Origin of the sequence: Sphingopyxis italica (assembly GCF_011926545.1) — a bacterium.
Lineage (GTDB): Bacteria > Pseudomonadota > Alphaproteobacteria > Sphingomonadales > Sphingomonadaceae > Sphingopyxis > Sphingopyxis italica.
Genome location: NZ_JAATIT010000002.1, coordinates 189,148 through 206,788 on the forward strand (window position 1 = coordinate 189,148; position 17,641 = coordinate 206,788).

General features: G+C 65.1%; 19 protein-coding genes and 1 tRNA gene. 11 read left to right on the forward strand and 9 right to left on the reverse strand.

All coding sequences use genetic code 11. From position 1 onward, the window contains the following. Nucleotides 1-69: 69 nt before the first annotated feature. The 3 genes from GGR90_RS08555 to GGR90_RS08565 all read right to left on the reverse strand — a co-directional run bounded on the left by GGR90_RS08555 (nt 70) and on the right by GGR90_RS08565 (nt 2,690). Nucleotides 70-1,137, reverse strand: coding sequence for a DUF11 domain-containing protein (locus GGR90_RS08555; RefSeq protein WP_167921027.1), 1,068 nt, complete (start codon nt 1,135-1,137; stop codon nt 70-72). A gap of 75 nt (nt 1,138-1,212) precedes the next feature. After that, nucleotides 1,213-1,677 carry a hypothetical protein gene (locus GGR90_RS08560; RefSeq protein WP_245198546.1) on the reverse strand — a complete coding sequence of 155 codons (465 nt, stop codon included), beginning with the start codon at nt 1,675-1,677 and terminating at the stop codon, nt 1,213-1,215. Between the two features lie 11 nt (nt 1,678-1,688). Beyond that, entirely contained in the window at nt 1,689-2,690 is a 1,002-nt protein-coding gene (locus tag GGR90_RS08565; protein WP_167921029.1) for a DUF11 domain-containing protein, read from the reverse strand. Nucleotides 2,691-2,885: 195 nt separating this feature from the next. On the opposite strand from GGR90_RS08565, the gene GGR90_RS08570 reads away from it, so the two are divergent. Both GGR90_RS08570 and GGR90_RS08575 read left to right on the forward strand, forming a co-directional pair. Beyond that, nucleotides 2,886-4,085, forward strand: a complete 1,200-nt coding sequence (locus tag GGR90_RS08570) for an AI-2E family transporter (protein ID WP_342449920.1) — start codon at nt 2,886-2,888, stop codon at nt 4,083-4,085. A 43-nt stretch (nt 4,086-4,128) separates the two neighbouring features. Then, nucleotides 4,129-4,205, forward strand: a tRNA-Asp gene (locus GGR90_RS08575). A 78-nt stretch (nt 4,206-4,283) separates the two neighbouring features. Here the strand turns inward: GGR90_RS08575 and GGR90_RS08580 are convergent. The 4 genes from GGR90_RS08580 to GGR90_RS08595 all read right to left on the reverse strand — a co-directional run bounded on the left by GGR90_RS08580 (nt 4,284) and on the right by GGR90_RS08595 (nt 6,003). Next, nucleotides 4,284-4,529 (reverse strand): DUF2842 domain-containing protein, encoded by a 246-nt coding sequence (locus tag GGR90_RS08580; RefSeq protein WP_342449921.1) that lies wholly within the window; start codon nt 4,527-4,529, stop codon nt 4,284-4,286. Further along, complete coding sequence (locus GGR90_RS08585) at nt 4,526-5,119, reverse strand: 5-formyltetrahydrofolate cyclo-ligase (RefSeq protein WP_167921030.1); 594 nt, start codon at nt 5,117-5,119, stop codon at nt 4,526-4,528. The genes GGR90_RS08580 and GGR90_RS08585 overlap by 4 nt, the downstream gene beginning before the upstream one ends. Nucleotides 5,120-5,345: 226 nt before the next feature. Then, nucleotides 5,346-5,792: a cell division protein ZapA gene (locus GGR90_RS08590; protein WP_167921031.1), complete on the reverse strand. Its 447-nt coding sequence runs from the start codon at nt 5,790-5,792 to the stop codon at nt 5,346-5,348. Further along, nucleotides 5,785-6,003 carry a hypothetical protein gene (locus tag GGR90_RS08595; RefSeq protein ID WP_167921032.1) on the reverse strand — a complete coding sequence of 73 codons (219 nt, stop codon included), beginning with the start codon at nt 6,001-6,003 and terminating at the stop codon, nt 5,785-5,787. The genes GGR90_RS08590 and GGR90_RS08595 overlap by 8 nt, the downstream gene beginning before the upstream one ends. A gap of 157 nt (nt 6,004-6,160) precedes the next feature. Here GGR90_RS08595 and tkt point away from each other — a divergent pair, with 157 nt between their 5' ends. The 5 genes from tkt (at nt 6,161) to GGR90_RS08620 (ending at nt 12,092) form a co-directional block, all read left to right on the forward strand. After that, complete coding sequence (gene tkt / locus GGR90_RS08600; RefSeq protein ID WP_167921033.1) at nt 6,161-8,128, forward strand: transketolase; 1,968 nt, start codon at nt 6,161-6,163, stop codon at nt 8,126-8,128. Between the two features lie 36 nt (nt 8,129-8,164). After that, entirely contained in the window at nt 8,165-9,172 is a 1,008-nt protein-coding gene (gap, locus tag GGR90_RS08605) for a type I glyceraldehyde-3-phosphate dehydrogenase (RefSeq protein ID WP_167921034.1), read from the forward strand. A 92-nt stretch (nt 9,173-9,264) separates the two neighbouring features. After that, nucleotides 9,265-10,461: a phosphoglycerate kinase gene (locus tag GGR90_RS08610; RefSeq protein ID WP_167921035.1), complete on the forward strand. Its 1,197-nt coding sequence runs from the start codon at nt 9,265-9,267 to the stop codon at nt 10,459-10,461. Nucleotides 10,462-10,561: 100 nt separating this feature from the next. Next, a complete protein-coding gene (locus GGR90_RS08615; protein ID WP_209023696.1) occupies nt 10,562-11,431 on the forward strand; it encodes a fructose bisphosphate aldolase in 870 nt (289 codons plus the stop codon). A gap of 4 nt (nt 11,432-11,435) precedes the next feature. Then, nucleotides 11,436-12,092: an O-methyltransferase gene (locus GGR90_RS08620; protein WP_167921037.1), complete on the forward strand. Its 657-nt coding sequence runs from the start codon at nt 11,436-11,438 to the stop codon at nt 12,090-12,092. Here GGR90_RS08620 and GGR90_RS08625 read toward each other — a convergent pair. Beyond that, nucleotides 12,089-12,484 (reverse strand): hypothetical protein, encoded by a 396-nt coding sequence (locus tag GGR90_RS08625; RefSeq protein ID WP_245198547.1) that lies wholly within the window; start codon nt 12,482-12,484, stop codon nt 12,089-12,091. The two genes, GGR90_RS08620 and GGR90_RS08625, sit on opposite strands and share 4 nt — an antisense overlap. Before the next feature lie 35 nt (nt 12,485-12,519). On the opposite strand from GGR90_RS08625, the gene thiE reads away from it, so the two are divergent. From thiE to GGR90_RS08645, 4 genes are all read left to right on the forward strand, one after another. Continuing rightward, nucleotides 12,520-13,158, forward strand: a complete 639-nt coding sequence (gene thiE, locus GGR90_RS08630) for a thiamine phosphate synthase (protein WP_167921038.1) — start codon at nt 12,520-12,522, stop codon at nt 13,156-13,158. Between the two features lie 283 nt (nt 13,159-13,441). Next, complete coding sequence (locus GGR90_RS08635) at nt 13,442-15,403, forward strand: OPT family oligopeptide transporter (RefSeq protein ID WP_167921039.1); 1,962 nt, start codon at nt 13,442-13,444, stop codon at nt 15,401-15,403. Between the two features lie 107 nt (nt 15,404-15,510). Further along, on the forward strand, nt 15,511-16,074 hold the full coding sequence (efp, locus tag GGR90_RS08640; protein ID WP_167921040.1) for an elongation factor P: 564 nt from the start codon (nt 15,511-15,513) through the stop codon (nt 16,072-16,074). Nucleotides 16,075-16,193: 119 nt separating this feature from the next. After that, complete coding sequence (locus tag GGR90_RS08645) at nt 16,194-17,012, forward strand: inositol monophosphatase family protein (protein WP_167921041.1); 819 nt, start codon at nt 16,194-16,196, stop codon at nt 17,010-17,012. Between the two features lie 90 nt (nt 17,013-17,102). Here the strand turns inward: GGR90_RS08645 and GGR90_RS08650 are convergent, their stop codons facing one another. Next, nucleotides 17,103-17,585, reverse strand: coding sequence for a YbjN domain-containing protein (locus GGR90_RS08650; RefSeq protein WP_167921042.1), 483 nt, complete (start codon nt 17,583-17,585; stop codon nt 17,103-17,105). Nucleotides 17,586-17,641 lie beyond the last annotated feature (56 nt).

Below are 17,641 nucleotides of genomic sequence, written 5' to 3' on the forward strand. Positions count from 1 at the left end.
TGCAAGCCCCGAAGGGAACCGCGGACGCCGGTTTACGCCGGAACGCCCGCTGCCCCGTTCGTCACTCGATCAGTTGACGGTCGCGCGGAAAACGAGCGTGCTGGCGGTGCCCGCGGCGATCGAGGCGATCGTGCCCGACACGTTCGGCGCCGCGTAACCGCCGCCCGCCGCGCCGTTGAAATCGCATGTCCCGCCGGTGACGGTGCCGCCCAGCAGGATCGAACCCGCATTGAACGTCAGCTGGCCCGGAACCGGGTCGGTGATCACCACCGACGTCGCCGCGGCGCTGCCGCTATTGGCGACCGCGATGCAATATTCGATAACCGCGCCCGGGATCAGTTTCGGATTGCTCGTCGCGTTGACGGGGTCCGAGATGATGCGGCTGGTCTTGGTGACCGCCAATGTCGCCGTCTGCACCGTGTAATCGTCATTGTCGCTGTGCGACCCGTCGCGCGCCGCATCGCCGGCGGCGCCGGCCGTGACGTCGGCGAAGACCGTGTCCTTGCCGGCGGTGTTCGCGCCGGTGGTTTCGGTGATCGCTCCGCCCTGGGTGCCGATCAGGCCCCCTTCGCGCGCCGTGGCGCGTAGCGCCACCCCGGCGACCGCATTGTTCGCGAGGCCCGCCGGAATATCGGCAACGACGAACAGGCGGACCGCCGTATCGACGACGAGTTCGTCGATATAGCCCGTGATCATCGTATCGCCCGCGTCCCAGCCGCCGATCGTGCCCGATGAGCTATTGTCGCGATAGATGCGGACGTTATTGGCGTTGAAGCTGTCGGTGCCGCCGTGCGATGCGGTGCCGCCGGCAATTTGTGTCGCCGTCAGCGCGAAGTCGAGCGTCTCGTTCGACATGTTGGTCAACTGGAAGGTCGTGACGGCATTCGCCTGTCCGGGTACGACGGGCGTCGTGAGATCGGCGACTTCCTCGACGAGCAGGTTGATCTTGCGGTCGACGGTGAAATTATTCGACGCCGACTGCTGGCCCTGCGCGACGCCACCGACCTGATAGTCGACGGTGGCGGTATTGGTGATCGTGGTGCCCGCGGTCGTGCCAGCGGCAAAGGCCGGCGCGGCGGCGACGCTCGAAAGCGCCGTCAGACCGATGGCACCCATATAAGTCAGCTTGCTGGTCATAGCTGAGCTCCTGGGCTTTATGTGGCCGCCGTTTCCCCACCGCTGGCGACCGTCAAGCGGTTTTATTTCACTTCGTTATTTGACAACTCCCCGAAACATGAGCTTGCCCGTGCCGCCGACCGGGATCGGATTCTGGAAAGCCCAGCGAATGTGTGTCACGTCGGCGGGCTGCGCCGCGCGGCGCGTGCCGCCCTCCATCGGAACGCTGAGGTCGGAAAGCAGTCCCCACTGCTTGCCGCCGTCGATCGAGACGAATGGCCGCGTATCGCCCGCGTCCGCGAAGCGAACCGCCGAAGGCATCGGGTTGGTGATCACGAATTTGTCGGCCGGCTGCGCGCCGGCGTTGCGATAGTTGAGCACGAAGACGAGCCGGTCGCCGGGAACGACGACCTTCGGTTCTTCGAGCAATATGCGTTGCTTGCCCTCGGCGTCGGTCAAGACGCGCTCGACGAACACATGATTGTCGAGCGCGACCTGGTTCGCGGCGAACGCCGGACCGGGTATCAGCGCGGCGAGCAGAAGGAAAAGGACGGTGCGCATGGGCATCTCCATCAATCGATCGTGGTGCGGAAGGTGACGGTGCGGGTCTGGCCGCCGGCAACGGTGCCAAGCGCGACATTGATCCGCGTGCCGTTGTAATTGCCCGCGTCGGCATCGGCGGCGTCGGTGAGCGCGCTGCCGCCGAGCGTGATCGAGCCCGGGGCGTAACTGGTGTCCGCCGGAATATCGTCGGTGATCGCAAGGCCGCCGACCGAACCGCTGCCCGCGACGGTGGCGACGATCGTGTAGGTGATCGTCGCACCCGGGATCGGGTCGGCGGTGCTCAGCGAATTGGTCACGACGGCCGATTTGACGAGCGTCACGGTCGCGGCCGAGACGACGAAAGTGCCCGCATCCTGCCCGTCGGCGCCGGTCGAGCCGACGACCGCGTCGCCGCCGCCTTCGCCTTGTCCCGCAAAGCTGTCGCCGGGGTCGCCGGTCCCGGTCTTCGCCGCCGCAACGAGGCTGACGATGCCGCGATTCCCGTCGGCGACGCTTCCCGGTGTCGTTGCGAGAACGAAGACGGTGACGCCTTGATCGGGGTTGAGCGACGGATCGTTGGCGCCCGGGGTATAAAGCGTGTCGGTGCCGGCGTCGAAGAGGCCGTCGCCATTGTCGAGATAGATTTGGGTGACGACGGGGTCGTAATTGTCGCCGCCGGCGTTGGCTATCGTCGTCAGGCCAAAAGCCTCGACGCCGTTGCCGTTGTTCGTGACCGAGAAGGTCAGCACCTGCGAAGTCGCGCCGGGCGTCGTCGGGACGTCGCCCGGGTTGCTCGAATCGACGGTGACGTCGAGCAGTTCGTCGACGAGCAAATCGACGCGGTTCGAATCGACTGTCGTCGTGCCGGCGCCGGTATCGAAGCTCGCGCTCGCCGTGTTGCTGATGGTGGATCCGGCGCGCGTGCCGGCGGCTTCGGCCTGCATCGGCAGCGCGAGCGCGGCGAGCAAGGCAATGGTCGAACAAGAGGGAAGAAGCCGATGCTTCGCGCCCCCCACAGGCGCTATCATCATCACTTTGACTCCGAATAGGTTGGTCCTTGGAGCCGTCTCTCGTGGATAAAGGGTAATTTCTGGTTAAAATGCAGGTAGAAGAGCGCGTTTTGCTCCAAATGGGGACAGACCCCGACTTTGCTCCGCGCGAAACGGGGCGGCTGGCGCGGCAAGTAAAGCGCGCGTAAGGTGAGGCGGTTAACAAGGAGAAGCGGGGTGGCGGAGGACCGGGGCAGCAAGGATGTGCGTCCGCCGCGCGTCAATCCGCTGCACCAGATCGAGATCGACGATTTTCGCCGCGATCGGCTGCTTGCCGCGCTCGCGCTGATCCTCGGCGCCGCCTTTTGCCTCGGTCTGCCCTTTGCTCTGCAAGCCGGCGCCGAATTCTTCCTGCCGCTCACCGCTGCGATCGTTATCGCGATCGCGCTCGTGCCGCTGCTCGAATGGCTCGAACGTCGCGGCCTGCCTTCGGCGCTCGCGGCGTTCTTTGCGCTCGTGACCTTTCTCGCGATCATCAACGCGGCGCTCGCGATCATCGTCGTGCCGGCGACGGGCTGGTTCGCGCGCATTCCCGAATCGATCCCGCGCATCCAGAGCAATCTGGCGCCGCTCATCGACTTTTATTCGACGCTGCAACGCTTCGTCGACCGCACGCTGATGTCGGTAGCGAGCGGGACCGAAGCGACCGCGCAGGCCGTCGCCGCGACCGCTCCGACATCGGTGGTCGACTATTTCATCACGTCGGCGCCCTCGGCGGCGATCCAGCTGTTCTTTGCGGTGCTCGTCATCTTCTTCTTTCTCGCAGGCTGGACGCGGCTGCGCAAAGGCACGATTCGCCGGCGCGGCAGCTTCGACGGGGCGATGCAGACCGCGCGCGTGATCCAGAATGTCGTCGACGCGACCGCCGACTATCTGGCGACGATCACGATGATCAACGCCATTCTCGGGCTCTCGGTCGCGCTGCTGCTGTGGGCGCTCGGCATGCCGTCGCCCTTCATGTGGGGCGGGATCGTCAGCATCTGCAATTTCGTGCCCTATCTGGGGCCGATCGTCGCTGCGGTGCTGCTGGGGCTGGGCGGCCTGATGACCTTCGACGCGGTCGGGCTCGCGCTGCTGCCCGCGCTGATCTTCATCGGCGTGCATCTGGTCGAGGCGAATCTGATCACGCCTCTGGTGCTCGGCAAGCGGCTCACGATCAATCCGCTGCTCATTCTCGTGTCGCTGAGCTTCTGGGGATGGGTTTGGGGAACGCCGGGGGCGCTGCTCGCGGTTCCCTTGCTGCTGATCTTGCAGACCGTGCTCGCGTCGACCGGAACGCCCGATCTCGCGGGTTTCCTGTTCGAGCATGGCACGCTGACCACCACCGATGAGGTGCGCGACCGATTAAATCGCACGCAGGATGAAAGCGACGGTTGACAGGCCGGGGCGGGCGCCATATTGGCGCGGCTCCCAAGCGCACGCGGGTGTAGCTCAGTTGGTTAGAGTGCCGGCCTGTCACGCCGGAGGTCGCGGGTTCGAGCCCCGTCACTCGCGCCATTCCTCGTCTTTTCGGACGGAATGGTCACCGCAGCTTGGGATTTTCCATCACTGGAAATCATGGATTGGCGCCGCTCTTTAGCGGCGCCAAGTCCCCAGTTCCATCCAGCGCAGCAGCGGCTTCAGCGGCGCGATCCACACGATCCCCGCCACGAGATAGAAAACCGCCTGCACCAGCACCGGCCAGGTGCCGACCCATGGCGAAAGGCTGGCGACGATCGCGGTCCAGCCGCCGATCAGCGCGAGGATCAGGAACATGCCCGCGGGCTTGCGCCAGCTCGGTTGGGGATTGCCGTTGAACCGATCTTGGCTGTCCTGATTCACAAACGATCTCCGCAAAGGATGAATTCTTGTTCGGTCAAAATCGCGTCGAGCGCGATGTCGGTCGATTCGCGCGGGGTAGCGTCGATTTCCTGTACCGACCAGCCGATACCGATGCGCAGCGCGCCGGAATGCGCAGCGAAATAGCGGTCATAGTGCCCGCCGCCCTGGCCGATGCGGCCGCCCTTGCGGTCGAACCCGACGAGCGGGCAGAAAATGATGTCGGGTGTCACCAGAGCTGCATGATCTGCCGGCTGCTGCGTGCTCCAAGGCCCTTTTTCCAACGGCTCGCCCGGTCGCCAGCGACGAAAGTCCATCGCGTCGATGCGCGCGGCATGGTGGGGCAGGGCGAGCGCGCCCGCCTCGGCCACGCCGGCGAACATCGGCAGGATATCGGGCTCGTCGCCCCACGCGACATAGGCTCCGACGACGGCATGACCGGCGAGCCGCTCGGAAAGCGGCGCGGGCAGGGCGCGGAAAGCGGCCAGTTGCGCCATGCCGTCGAGATTGGCGGCGAAATGCTTGCGCCGAAAGCGCAGTTTCTCGCGCAATCTCTGCTTTTGTTGGACCAGATCGGCGGACAAGTCGGTCATCGCCTCCTCTGGGCTCTGGACATCCGCGGGTCGGTTGGCGGGACCGCCGAGGTCGTTTGCTGGAAAGTCCTCTGACGCCAGTAACGTCAGGTGGGGACCATGTACGTCGGACCAGGGTCCGGGCAGGGACAGCCCCCTAGGATGATGTATCGCCTCAGGGATTTTCGCAAAAGCTCGTGCCGGGCAGTACCCGCCACCTTTTATATAGGCGCGCGGACCCGCATCCTCAAGGGAGTTGCTCGACTTTTGCTGCGAGGATTTCGATGCGGTCGGCGATCTGCAACAGCGCGCGATCGTTCGGCGAGCCGGGCGAAGGAGCCGCGGGTGCCGTATTTTGCCGCGCCGCTTCCAGTGCCTTGATCGCTTCCTGCTCGCGCGCGATGGCTGCCTTCAATTCGTCGCGCGCCTGCGCCTCGCGGCTCTCGGCGAGCGCAATCGCCGCGCGCAGCGAGTCGGACTGCGGTTCGGTCTTTTCGACCTTGCCGCGTGCTTCCTGCATCTCGTCGGCGAGCATGAGCGCCGCGAACAGCAATTGGCGAGTCTCGGTCCCGCCCGGCATCGTGCGGACCTTTTCGTCGACGACCGATGCCAGCTGGGCCAGCTGCGCTTCCTGCCCGTCGGCGCAGTGGACGTCATAAGGACGGCCCGCGATGGTCAGTTTGACGTCAGCCACGGTCGGCCTCCGCGATCAGCCGGTCGAGCTCGCCGATAACGGCTGCAACCTCCGCCTTCAGCGCCGATTGGTCGGCGGGGGGGGCGGCGGCGGTGAGTGTGGGGGCGGGTGCGGGACGGTTCGCCCGGTCGGCCAAGGCCTTTTCGATGCGGCTCAGTGCGCGTTCGATGCGGCCGATGGCCAGGCTGGATTCGTCGAGATCGAGTTCCATGACCAAGGGTTAGCAGCGCGGGCGGAGGCGCGCAATCGCCTCTCCTCACCGAAATGCGCGTGAATTTGTGCCGCAAGCGGTTGACTCCTGACCCTGCCCCCGCAAAGGGCTGTCCCCACCGAATCCGGTCATCTTCACATCCTTTCCCGGGGGACATATGACACTGCCCGAACGTCAGCTCGCCAACGCGATCCGCGCGCTTGCGATGGACGCCGTACAGGCCGCAAACAGCGGCCATCCCGGGATGCCGATGGGCATGGCCGACGTCGCCACCGTGCTTTATTCGGACTATCTGAAGTTCGATCCGAGCGATCCGAAATGGCCCGATCGCGACCGATTCGTCCTTTCGGCGGGGCATGGTTCGATGCTCGCCTATGCGACGCTGCATCTGGCAGGCTATGCGCGGCCGACGCTGGGGGACATCCGCAATTTTCGTCAGCTGAACAGCCCGTGCGCGGGGCATCCCGAGAATTTCGAGCTCGACGGTGTCGAGACGACGACGGGGCCGCTGGGGCAGGGGCTCGCGACCGCGGTCGGGATGGCGATTGCCGAGCGGCATCTGAATGCGGTCTATGGCGACGATCTTGTCGATCATCGCACATATGTCGTTGCGGGCGATGGGTGCCTGATGGAGGGCATCAACCACGAAGCCATTGGTTTAGCTGGACATTTGCAGCTCGGCCGGCTGACATTGCTGTGGGACGACAACAAGATCACGATCGACGGGTCGACCGACCTGTCGACGAGCGAGGATATCGCGGCGCGTTATGCCGCGACGGGCTGGCATGTCGAAAGCTGCGACGGCCACGATCCCGCCGACATTCGCCGCGCGCTCGATGCCGCGCTCGCCGATCCGCGCCCGTCGCTGATCGCGTGCCGCACGATCATCGGGTTCGGTGCGCCGAACAAGCAGGGCACGTCGGCGACGCACGGCGCCCCGCTCGGCGCCGACGAGATCGCCGCAGCGCGGATCGAGCTGGGCTGGACCGCCGAGCCGTTCGTCATTCCCGCCGATATCGCATCGGCTTGGGCGGCCTTTGGCGAGAAGGGCAAAGCACTTCATGCCGAATGGAATGATCGCCTCGCAAATAGCGAAAAGAAAAGCGATTTCGAAGCTCGCCTGAGCGGCAAGATCGTTCCGGGCGATGCGTTCAAGGCCTATCTCGACGGGCTCGTCGCCGAACCGCCGAAGGTCGCGACGCGCAAGGCTTCGGAAAACACGCTCGGCGCCTTGACCGCCGATATTGCGGCGCTTGTCGGCGGCAGCGCCGACCTGACGGGTTCGAACAATACTAAAACCTCGTCGACCAAGCCGCTGACGAAAGACGATTATTCGGGCCGCTACATCTATTATGGCATCCGCGAATTCGGCATGGCGGCGGCGATGAACGGCATGGCGCTGCACGGCGGCATCGTGCCCTATGGCGGCACCTTCCTGGTGTTCGCCGACTATTGCCGCGCCGCGATCCGCCTGTCGGCGCTCCAGCAGCAGCGCGTCGTCTATGTGATGACGCACGACAGCATCGGGCTGGGCGAGGACGGCCCGACGCATCAGCCGATCGAGCATCTCCAGTCGCTGCGCGCGATGCCGAACCTACTCGTCATGCGCCCCGCCGACGCGGTCGAAACCGCCGAATGCTGGGCGCTCGCTTTGGCGCAGGAAAGCCGGCCGTCGCTGCTCGCGCTGACCCGCCAGAACCTCCCGCCGCTACGCCATGACGTCACCGAAAATCTTTGCGCCAAAGGCGGTTACCGCCTGCGCGATGCCGCGGCGGCGCGCAAGGTCGTGCTCGTCGCAACGGGCTCCGAAGTGTCGCTCGCGATGGACGTCGCCGACAAGCTCGAGGATGCCGGCCACGGCGCCGACGTCGTCTCGATGGTCTCGACCGAACTCTTTGACGAACAGGACGCCGCCTATCAGGCCGATATCCTGCCCGACGATGCGCTGATCGTGTCGATCGAGGCAGGCACGACCTTTGGCTGGGAACGCTATACCGGCCGCCACGGCCTGCGCTTCGGCATCGACAGCTTCGGCGCTTCGGCGCCGATTGAAGACCTATTCAAGCATTTCGGCCTTACCGCCGATGCTATCGCACCCCAGATATTGTCAAAGCTCGGCAACTAAGGACCAGCTTCTCCCACGCAGAAAGGATTTTTCGACATGGCAGTGAAGGTTGCAATCAACGGTTTCGGACGCATCGGCCGCAATGTGGCGCGCGCGATTCTGGAGCGTAGCGATCACGATCTCGAACTGGTGTCGATCAACGACCTCGGCGATGCCAAGGCCAATGCCCGCCTGCTTCGCCATGACTCGGTGCATGGCGCGTTCAACGGTAGCGTCGAAGTCGACGGCAACGACCTGATCATCAACGGCAAGCGCATCCAGGTCACCGCCGAGCGCGACCCCGCCGCTCTGCCGCACGCCGCGAACGGCATCGATATCGTGATGGAATGCACCGGCTTCTTCACCAACAAGGCCGGCGGCCAGAAGCATCTCGACGCGGGCGCCAAGCGCGTGCTGATCTCGGCCCCCGCTAAGGAAGTCGACCTGACCGTCGTCTATGGCGTCAACGACGACAAGATCACTGCCGATCACCTCATCATCTCGAATGCGTCGTGCACCACCAACTGCCTCGCTCCCTTCGCCAAGGTGCTGCACGAGGCGATCGGCATCGAACGCGGCCTGATGACCACGATCCACGCCTATACCAACGACCAGAAAATCCTCGACCAGATCCACGACGATCCGCGCCGCGCCCGCGCCGCCGCGATGTCGATGATCCCGACCTCCACCGGTGCGGCGGTTGCCGTCGGCCTGGTGCTGCCCGAGCTGAAGGGCAAGCTCGACGGTTCGTCGATCCGCGTTCCGACGCCGAATGTGTCGGTCGTCGACCTCACCTTCACGCCGCTGCGCGACACCACCAAGGAAGAAGTCAACGCGGTGCTCAAGGCTGCGGCCGAAGGCCCGCTGAAGGGCGTACTCGGCTATACCGAAGAGCCGCTGGTTTCGATCGACTTCAACCATGAGCCGGCGAGCTCGACGATCGACAGCCTCGAAACTTCGGTGATCGACGGCAAACTGGTGCGCGTGCTCAGCTGGTACGACAATGAGTGGGGTTTCTCGAACCGCATGATCGACACGGCGGGTGTGGTCGCCAAGTTTCTGTAATCTAAACCCGTTCGGACTGAGCTTGTCGAAGTCCTGTCCTTCTTGAAGGAAAGAGCGGCCCTTCGACAGGCTCAGGGCGAGCGGAGATATTTATGACTGGCTTTCGAACCCTCGACGATATCGGTGACGTCACTGGCAAGCGCGTGCTCGTGCGCGTCGACCTCAACGTCCCGATGTTCGAAGGCGCGGTCAGCGACGCGACGCGGATCCAGGCGGCGATGCCGACGATCCGCGAACTGTCGGACAAGGGCGCGATCGTCCTGCTGCTCGCGCATTTCGGGCGGCCGAAGGGCGCGAAGAACCCGACGCAGTCGCTCAGCCTGGTCATGGGCGGCGTCGAGGACGTCCTCGGCCATTCGGTGATGTTCATCCCCGAAGCGGTGGGTGAGGGCGCCAAGGCGGGTGTCGCGGTGCTTGCCGCGGGCGACGTCGCGGTGCTCGAAAATACGCGCTTCTATCCCGGCGAGGAAAAGAACGACCCCGCTTTTGCCGACGCGCTCGCCGAAATCGGCGACCTGTACGTCAACGATGCCTTTTCAGCGGCGCACCGCGCGCATGGCTCGACCGAGGGCGTCGCGCGCCGTTTGCCGGCCTATGCGGGCCGCGCCATGGAGGCCGAACTGAAGGCGCTCGACGCCGCGCTCGGCAATCCCGCGCATCCGGTGGCGGCGGTCGTCGGCGGCGCGAAAGTGTCGAGCAAGATCGACGTGCTGCGTCATCTGGTGAGCAAGGTCGATCATCTGATCATCGGCGGCGGCATGGCGAACACCTTCCTCGCCGCGCGCGGGGTCGATGTCGGCAAGTCGCTCTGCGAACATGATCTGGTCGACACCGCCAACGCGATCTTCGACGCGGCGGATGCGGCGGGCTGCACGATCCATCTTCCCTATGACGTCGTGGTGTCGAAACAGTTCGCGCCCAACCCCCCGACGCGAACGGTCAATGTGCATGAGGTCGCGGCGGACGAGATGATCCTCGACGTCGGTCCCGCAGCGGTCGAGGCGCTCGCCGACGTGCTCAAAAATTGCCGAACTTTGGTGTGGAACGGCCCGCTCGGCGCGTTCGAGACGCCGCCTTTCGACACCGCGACCGTCGCGCTCGCCAAGACCGCCGCGGCGCTGACGCGCGAGGGCTCGCTGATCTCGGTCGCTGGCGGCGGCGATACCGTGGCGGCGCTCAACCATGCCGGGGTTGCCGGCGACTTCACTTTCGTTTCGACCGCCGGCGGCGCCTTCCTCGAATGGATGGAAGGCAAAGCGTTGCCGGGCGTCGACGCGCTGAAGGCGTAGAACTTCCGCCCGCGTTGCATCCGGCCCAAGGGGTCGCTATGGGCACCGCCACATACGTATGCAAACCACCGGAGATCCTATGACCACCGTCCATGCCGCCATGCTCGACCAGATCAAATCGGGACAGGGTTTTATCGCCGCGCTCGACCAGAGCGGCGGTTCGACGCCCAAGGCATTGAAGGGTTACGGGATCGAAGCCGACGCTTTCGCGAACGACGAGGAAATGTTCGGCCTGATCCACGACATGCGCAGCCGCATCGTCACCGCGCCCTGCTTCAATGGCGAGAAGGTGATCGGCGCGATCCTGTTCGAGCGCACGATGGACGGCGAGGCGGGCGGCAAGCCCGTTCCCGCGCTTTTGTGGGAACGCGGTGTGGTGCCGTTCCTTAAAGTGGACAAGGGTCTCGAGGATGAAGCCGATGGCGTCCAGTTGATGAAGGCCAATCCCGGCCTCGACGATCTGTGCGTCCGCGCGGTCGCCAAGGGCGTGTTCGGCACCAAGATGCGCAGCGTCGTCAACCTCGCGAATCCTGCAGGCATCAAGGCGATCGTCAAACAGCAGTTCGCCGAAGCCGCGCGCATCGCGGCGCACGGGCTGGTGCCGATCATCGAACCCGAAGTGAATATCAAGAGCGCCGAGCGCGACGCCGCGGATCGGCTGCTGCTGAAAGAAACGCTGGCGGCGCTCGACGCCTGGACCGGTGCGCCGGTGATGCTGAAATTGTCGCTGCCGACCGAAGCCGGCCTGTTCCAGCCGCTCGTCGATCATCCGAAAGTGCTGCGCGTCGTCGCGCTGTCGGGGGGCTTTGCGCGGCCCGAGGCGTGCGTCGAACTGGCCAAGAATCCGGGCATCATCGCGAGCTTCAGCCGCGCTTTGCTCGAGGATTTGCGCCATAAGATGAGCGATGACGAGTTCAACGCGTCACTCGGCGGCGCGATCAGCGAAATTCACGCGGCCTCTGTGGCCTGAAGTGATGGGAGAGAGGTGGCAAGCCGTCGACGATTATATCGCCGGCAAATTGCTGGACGCGGATGACGCGCTTGCCACCACCCTCGCGAACAACGCCGCGCAAGGCCTGCCGCCGATCGACGTGTCGGCGGCGCAGGGCAAGATGCTGTTCCTGCTCGCGCAGATGGCGGGAGCGAGGCGTATCCTCGAAATCGGGACGCTCGGCGGCTATTCTACGATCTGGCTGGCGCGCGCGCTGCCCGAAGGCGGATCACTGGTAACGCTCGAACTCGAAGCGCATCACGCCGCGGTCGCGCGCAAAAATCTGGAAAATGCGGGGCTTTCGGAGCAAGTCGATATCCGCGTGGGTCCCGCGGCCGACAGCCTCGCCGCGATGACCGGCGAGGCGCCCTTCGATTTCGTCTTCGTCGACGCCGACAAGCAGAGTAACGCCCATTATGTCGAGGAAGCGATCCGGCTCGGGCGTTCCGGCACGACGATCATCGTCGACAATGTCGTGCGCGAGGGCGGGGTGCTGGAAACGGACAGCGAGGACGAACGCATCATCGGCACGCGCGCGCTGTTCGACATGCTGAGCGGCGACCCGCGGCTCGACGCGACCGCGGTGCAGACGGTCGGCGCGAAGAAATGGGACGGGTTCGTGCTCGCGCGGGTGCTTTAGAGCCCGCCCGCGAAGCGGAACGAGAAGCGATAATCCGACGGCTTGATCGTCACATTGGTCATCTTTTCGGGACGCACCGATTCGAGGGTGAATTTGCCATCGGCGAGCTGCGTCTCTTCGCCCAGCGTGACTTCGAACGGCTGCTTCTCGCCATTGCCGCGCAGCCACAGCATCTTCACCCGCACGCGCCCGGCCCAGACGCAGCGCGCGTTCATCGGGCAGCGGCTGTCCTCGACCACCTCGACCGGCTGGACGAGCGGGCCGTCGACATAGGCTTTCTGACCGAGCGCGACGTCGCTGCCGCCCGGAAGGGGTGCGCCGGCGGTCGTCGCGCACGCCGAAAGGGCAAATGCGGCGGATAGGGTCAGGATCGCTAGGGACTTGTTCTGCATTTGCCCGTCTGTGACCGCGCCGCTATGAACGCGCCATGAAAACACCGACCTGCCAACTTTACCTGATTTCGCCGATCGACGTCGGCGGCGATTTTCCCGGCCAGCTTGCCGAAGCGCTGGGCGCCGGACCGGTCGCGGCGTTCCAGTTTCGCGTCAAGGATATCGACCAGCACGCGGCGGCGCGGCTTGCGGAGCCGCTGCAAGCCCTCTGCGCGGCGCATGACGTGGCGTTTATCGTCAACGACGATGTCGCGCTCGCGAAGCGGCTGGGCGCCGATGGCGTGCATCTGGGGCAGGGCGATGGCGATCCCAGGGAAGCGCGCCGCCTGCTGGGCCCGCAGGCGCAGATCGGCGTGACGTGTCACGCGAGCCGGCACCTTGCCATGGAAGCGGGCGAGGCGGGGGCGGACTATGTCGCTTTCGGAGCCTTTTATCCGACGACGACCAAGGTGGTCGAGCATCACGCCGATCCCGAAATTCTCACATGGTGGCAGGGTATGTTCGAGCTGCCCTGCGTTGCGATCGGCGGGATCACCGTCGATAACGCGCGCACGTTGATCGAGGCGGGGGCGGATTTTCTTGCCGTCGCCGGCGGGGTTTGGGCGCATCCCGAAGGTCCCGCGACGGCGGTGCGGGCGTTCGGCGCTCTCTTGAACGATCAGCCCGCCGGATAATCGCGTCCGGGCGTCCGCGGCTCCTTTTCGGGCGCAGAAGGCGCCGCCGCATCCTTGCGCCAGCCAAAGAGGCCGGCGCAAGGCGCCCCGCGCGACGAAGTTGCTGCGTTGCCGCGAGGGAGCGGCGGGGTAGGGCCCGAACGATCGATATTCATCATGGCCGCCGATATGGCATTGATGTCGTGCGTCCTATTGGATCGATGCGACAAATCGGTTTCGCTTCGTCGCCTTTTCGCTTGCGTGAAATGCGGCGTGCCGCAACACAGCGGGCGGGGAGAAATTTATGGCCGAAACCACCGCAGCGCCGACGTCACGCGGGCGCGAACTGACGATCCGGGCTGTTTTGCTCGGCGGGCTGCTGACTTTGGCGTTCACCGCGGCGAACGTCTATCTGGGGCTGAAGGTCGGGCTGACCTTCGCGACCTCGATCCCCGCGGCGGTGATCTCGATGGCGCTGCTGCGCTATATGGCCGGATCGACGATCCTCGAGAATAATATCGTCCAGACGATCGCGAGCGCTGCGGGCACGCTGGCGGCGATCATCTTCGTGCTGCCGGGGCTTGTCATGGTCGGTTACTGGCAGGGCTTCCCGCTGCTCGAGACGACCGCGATCACGATGCTCGGCGGGATATTGGGGGTGTTGTTCTCGGTGCCGCTGCGCCGCGCGCTCGTCGTCGATTCGGATCTGCCCTATCCCGAAGGGCGGGCGGCGGCCGAAGTGTTGCAGGTCGGCGCGGCGAGCGCCGAAGGGGCCGAGGAGAACAAGGCGGGGCTGTCGGCGCTCTTGTGGAACAGCCTCGTCGCGGCGGGGTTCATGCTGCTCACGCAGATGAAGCTCGCGGGCGCCGAGGTCGCGCGCTGGTTCGCGGTCGGCAGCGGCGCCACCGGCGTCGCGGGCGGGCTCGCCTTCGCACTGTTCGGCGTCGGCCATCTCGTCGGGCTGTCGGTCGGCATGGCGCAGCTTGTCGGCCTGATCACCGGCTGGTGGGTGCTGCTGCCGATCCTGACGCAAGGTGGGGCGGGCGATCCCGAAACGCTGGCGAACACCGTGTTCCGCGCCGACGTTCGCTTCTTTGGCGCGGGCGTGATCGCGGTCGCGGCGCTGTGGACGCTGGTCAAGATCGCAGGGCCGGTGCTCGGCGGCATCCGCTCGGCGATGGCGGCGAGCCGCGCGCGGCAGGGCGGGCAGGCGCTGGCGATCGAGGAACAGGATATGTCGATCCGCTGGGTGTTCGGCGGGTCGCTGTTCCTGATGCTGCCGATCGGGGCGCTGCTCTGGTTCGAGCTTTCGGGCGGGCCGCTCGCCGGCGCGTCGTTCGCGCTGATCGCGGGCGCGATCCTGTTCATCATCATCGTCGGGCTGATGATCGCGTCGGTCACCGGCTATATGGCGGGGCTGATCGGCGCGTCGAACTCGCCGGTGTCGGGGATCGGCATCCTTGCGATCATCGCTTCGTCCCTGCTCCTCCTCGGCCTGCTCGGTCGCGGCGGCGGAGAGGCCGAGGTGAGCGCGATGGTCGCCTATGCGCTGATCGTCACCGGGCTCGTCTTCGGCATCGCGACGATTTCGAACGACAATCTCCAGGATCTGAAGACCGGCCAGCTCGTCGGCGCGACGCCTTGGAAACAGCAGGTCGCGCTGATCATCGGCGTGATCTTCGGCTCGCTGATCGTTCCGCCAGTGCTGAATGTCCTCAATGAAACGCTCGGTTTTGTTGGGGCGCCGGGGGCAGGGCCGAATGCGCTGGCGGCACCGCAAGCCGGGCTGATTTCGTCGCTCGCGCAAGGCGTGCTCGGCGGCGATCTGAACTGGACGATGCTGATCTATGGCGCGCTCGCGGGGGTCGGCTTCATCATCGTCGACGCGCTGCTCGGCCGCGCGGGCAAGCTTCGGCTGCCTCCCTTGGCGATCGGTATCGGCATCTATCTGCCGATGGCGGTGATCCTGCCGGTGGTGATTGGCGCGGTCGGCGGCTGGTTCTATGACCGCTGGGCGGCGAAGCGTCCCAACGCGAGCTTCGCGCACCGCATGGGCGTGCTCACCGCGACGGGGATGATCGTCGGCGAGAGCCTGTTCGGCGTGCTCTATGCCGGCATCGTCGCGGGGAGCGGCAGCGATGCGCCGCTCGCGGTCGTGGGCGACGGTTATGCGCCTTATGCACCGTGGGTCGGCCTGATCCTGTTCGTCGGGCTGGTGTGGCTCAGCTACAAGCGCACGCGCTTGATGGTCGTGGCGACGCCCTGACACGCGGCTTGCCCTTCGGCGCGCGCGCGGCTAAAGGCGCGCACCTGATAGCGGTGCCCGGCGGGCGCGGCTTTGCTCTTTCCATTCTTGTTCAGTGAGTGTGCGCGATGAAGATCACCGGCGTTGAAATCCGTCCCGGCAATATTATCGAATATGAAAAGGGCATCTGGAAGGTCACCAAGATCCAGCACACCCAGCCGGGCAAGGGCGGCGCCTATATGCAGGTCGAAGCCAAGAATCTGATCGACGGGCGCAAGCTCAACAACCGTTTCCGCAGCGCCGACACGGTCGAAAAGGTCCGCCTCGACACCAAGGATTTCCAGTTCCTCTATGCCGAGGGCGACGACCTGGTGTTCATGGACAAGGACAGCTTCGAACAGATCAACATCTCGAAGGACGTCGTCGGCGAAGCGCATGAATTCCTGCAGGACGGCATGGATGTCGTGCTCGAGCTTTGGGAAGAGCGCCCGATCTCGGTCGAGCTGCCCGAAACGATCGAAGCGACGATCGTCGAAGCCGACGCGGTGGTGAAGGGCCAGACGGCATCGTCGTCGTACAAGCCCGCGATCCTCGACAATGGCGTGCGCGTGATGGTGCCGCCGCATATCACGAGTGGCACGAAGATCGTCGTGCATGTGTACGACCGCGAATATGTGCGGCGTGCGGACTGAATAGGTTCCCCTCCCGCTTGCGGGAGGGGTTAGGGGAGGGCCTGTTCGGGGAGCAGGCCTTATCCCGAAGACATTCCCTCCCCCGACCCCTCCCGCAAGCGGGAGGGGGGAGATAGAAAATGGCCGTATCCGGCATCATCACCGTCATGGAACGCGCCGCGCGCAAGGCCGGCACAAAGCTGCGCCGCGACTTCGGCGAGATCGAGCATCTGCAGGTCTCGCAGAAAGGGCCGGCCGATTTCGTTTCGAAGGCCGATCAGGCGGCCGAACGCACGCTGTATGACGAGCTGACCCACGCGCGTCCGGGCTGGGGCTTCAAGATGGAAGAAGCGGGCGAGATCGAGGGCGATCCTGGCAAGCCGCGCTTCATCATCGACCCGCTCGACGGCACTTCGAACTTCCTCCACGCGATTCCGCATTTCGCGATCTCGATCGCGGTGCAGGAGCCGAAGCCCGGTGGCGGCTGGGGCGACGTCACCGCGGCGCTGGTCTATCAGCCCGTCACCGACGAAAGCTATTGGGCCGAGCGCGGCCGCGGCGCGTGGCTGCACGACCGGCGGCTGCGCGTCGCGTCGCGCCGTCACCTCAACGAATGCCTGATCGCGACGGGTATTCCGTATATGGGTCATGGCAATATGGCGCAGTGGAGCCGCATTTTCGGTGCGGTCGCGCCCGAAGTCGCCGGCATCCGCCGCTTTGGCGCCGCCAGCCTCGACCTCGCATGGGTCGCGGCGGGGCGCTACGACGGTTTCTGGGAAAGCGACCTGCAGGTCTGGGACGTGGCGGCGGGCATGTTGCTCGTGCGCGAGGCCGGCGGCTTCGTCAGCGATTTTCGCGGCGGCGACCGCGCGATCGACCGCAGCGAATTCATCGCCGGCAGCGCCGCGGTGCATTCGAAACTGCAAAAGCTGGTCGCCGGCGCGCTGCGCAACGCCTAATTTCATCCGTCATCCCGGCGAAGGCCGGGATCTCAACGTCGCGTTATTTCGCACCGGCGAGATCCCGGCCTTCGCCGGGATGACGGATAGTCACTTCTCGAACACATACGCCCGGAAACTGTCCATCAGCGACGCCCAGGTGTTGAAGGTCTCGCCGACATTCTCGCGCGGGATGCCCTGGAAATCGAGGTCGACGTCCATTTCGAGCACCGGATCGCCGGCATCGTCCTTATAAGCGCGGGCGAAGCGCTTTTCCTTGTTCCACTGGTTGAGCCGTTCGAGCGTGACGTCCTTCGCGTCGCTGAATCCCATATAATATTGCAGCGTCTTGCACCGCTCGCCCGCATCGCAGTTCATAAAAAGCACGAGGAATTTGAGGCCGTTCCGGTTGCTCTCGATATAGGGATCGTCGCCCTCCTTGGCGACGATCGTCGCGGGCCAGCCCTGCGACTCGACGATCGCCTTGATCGTCTCCGGATTCGCCGCGTTGATCAGTTCGGCGTACGCGGGAGTCGCCGAGAAAAGCGCCAGCGGGGCGAAGGCGAGGGCGGTACGAGTGGTGATTGGTCCCATGAAAGCTCCCTTTGTCGATTTAGCGCCTCGAAAGCGCGGCATAGCGACCCTTTTTC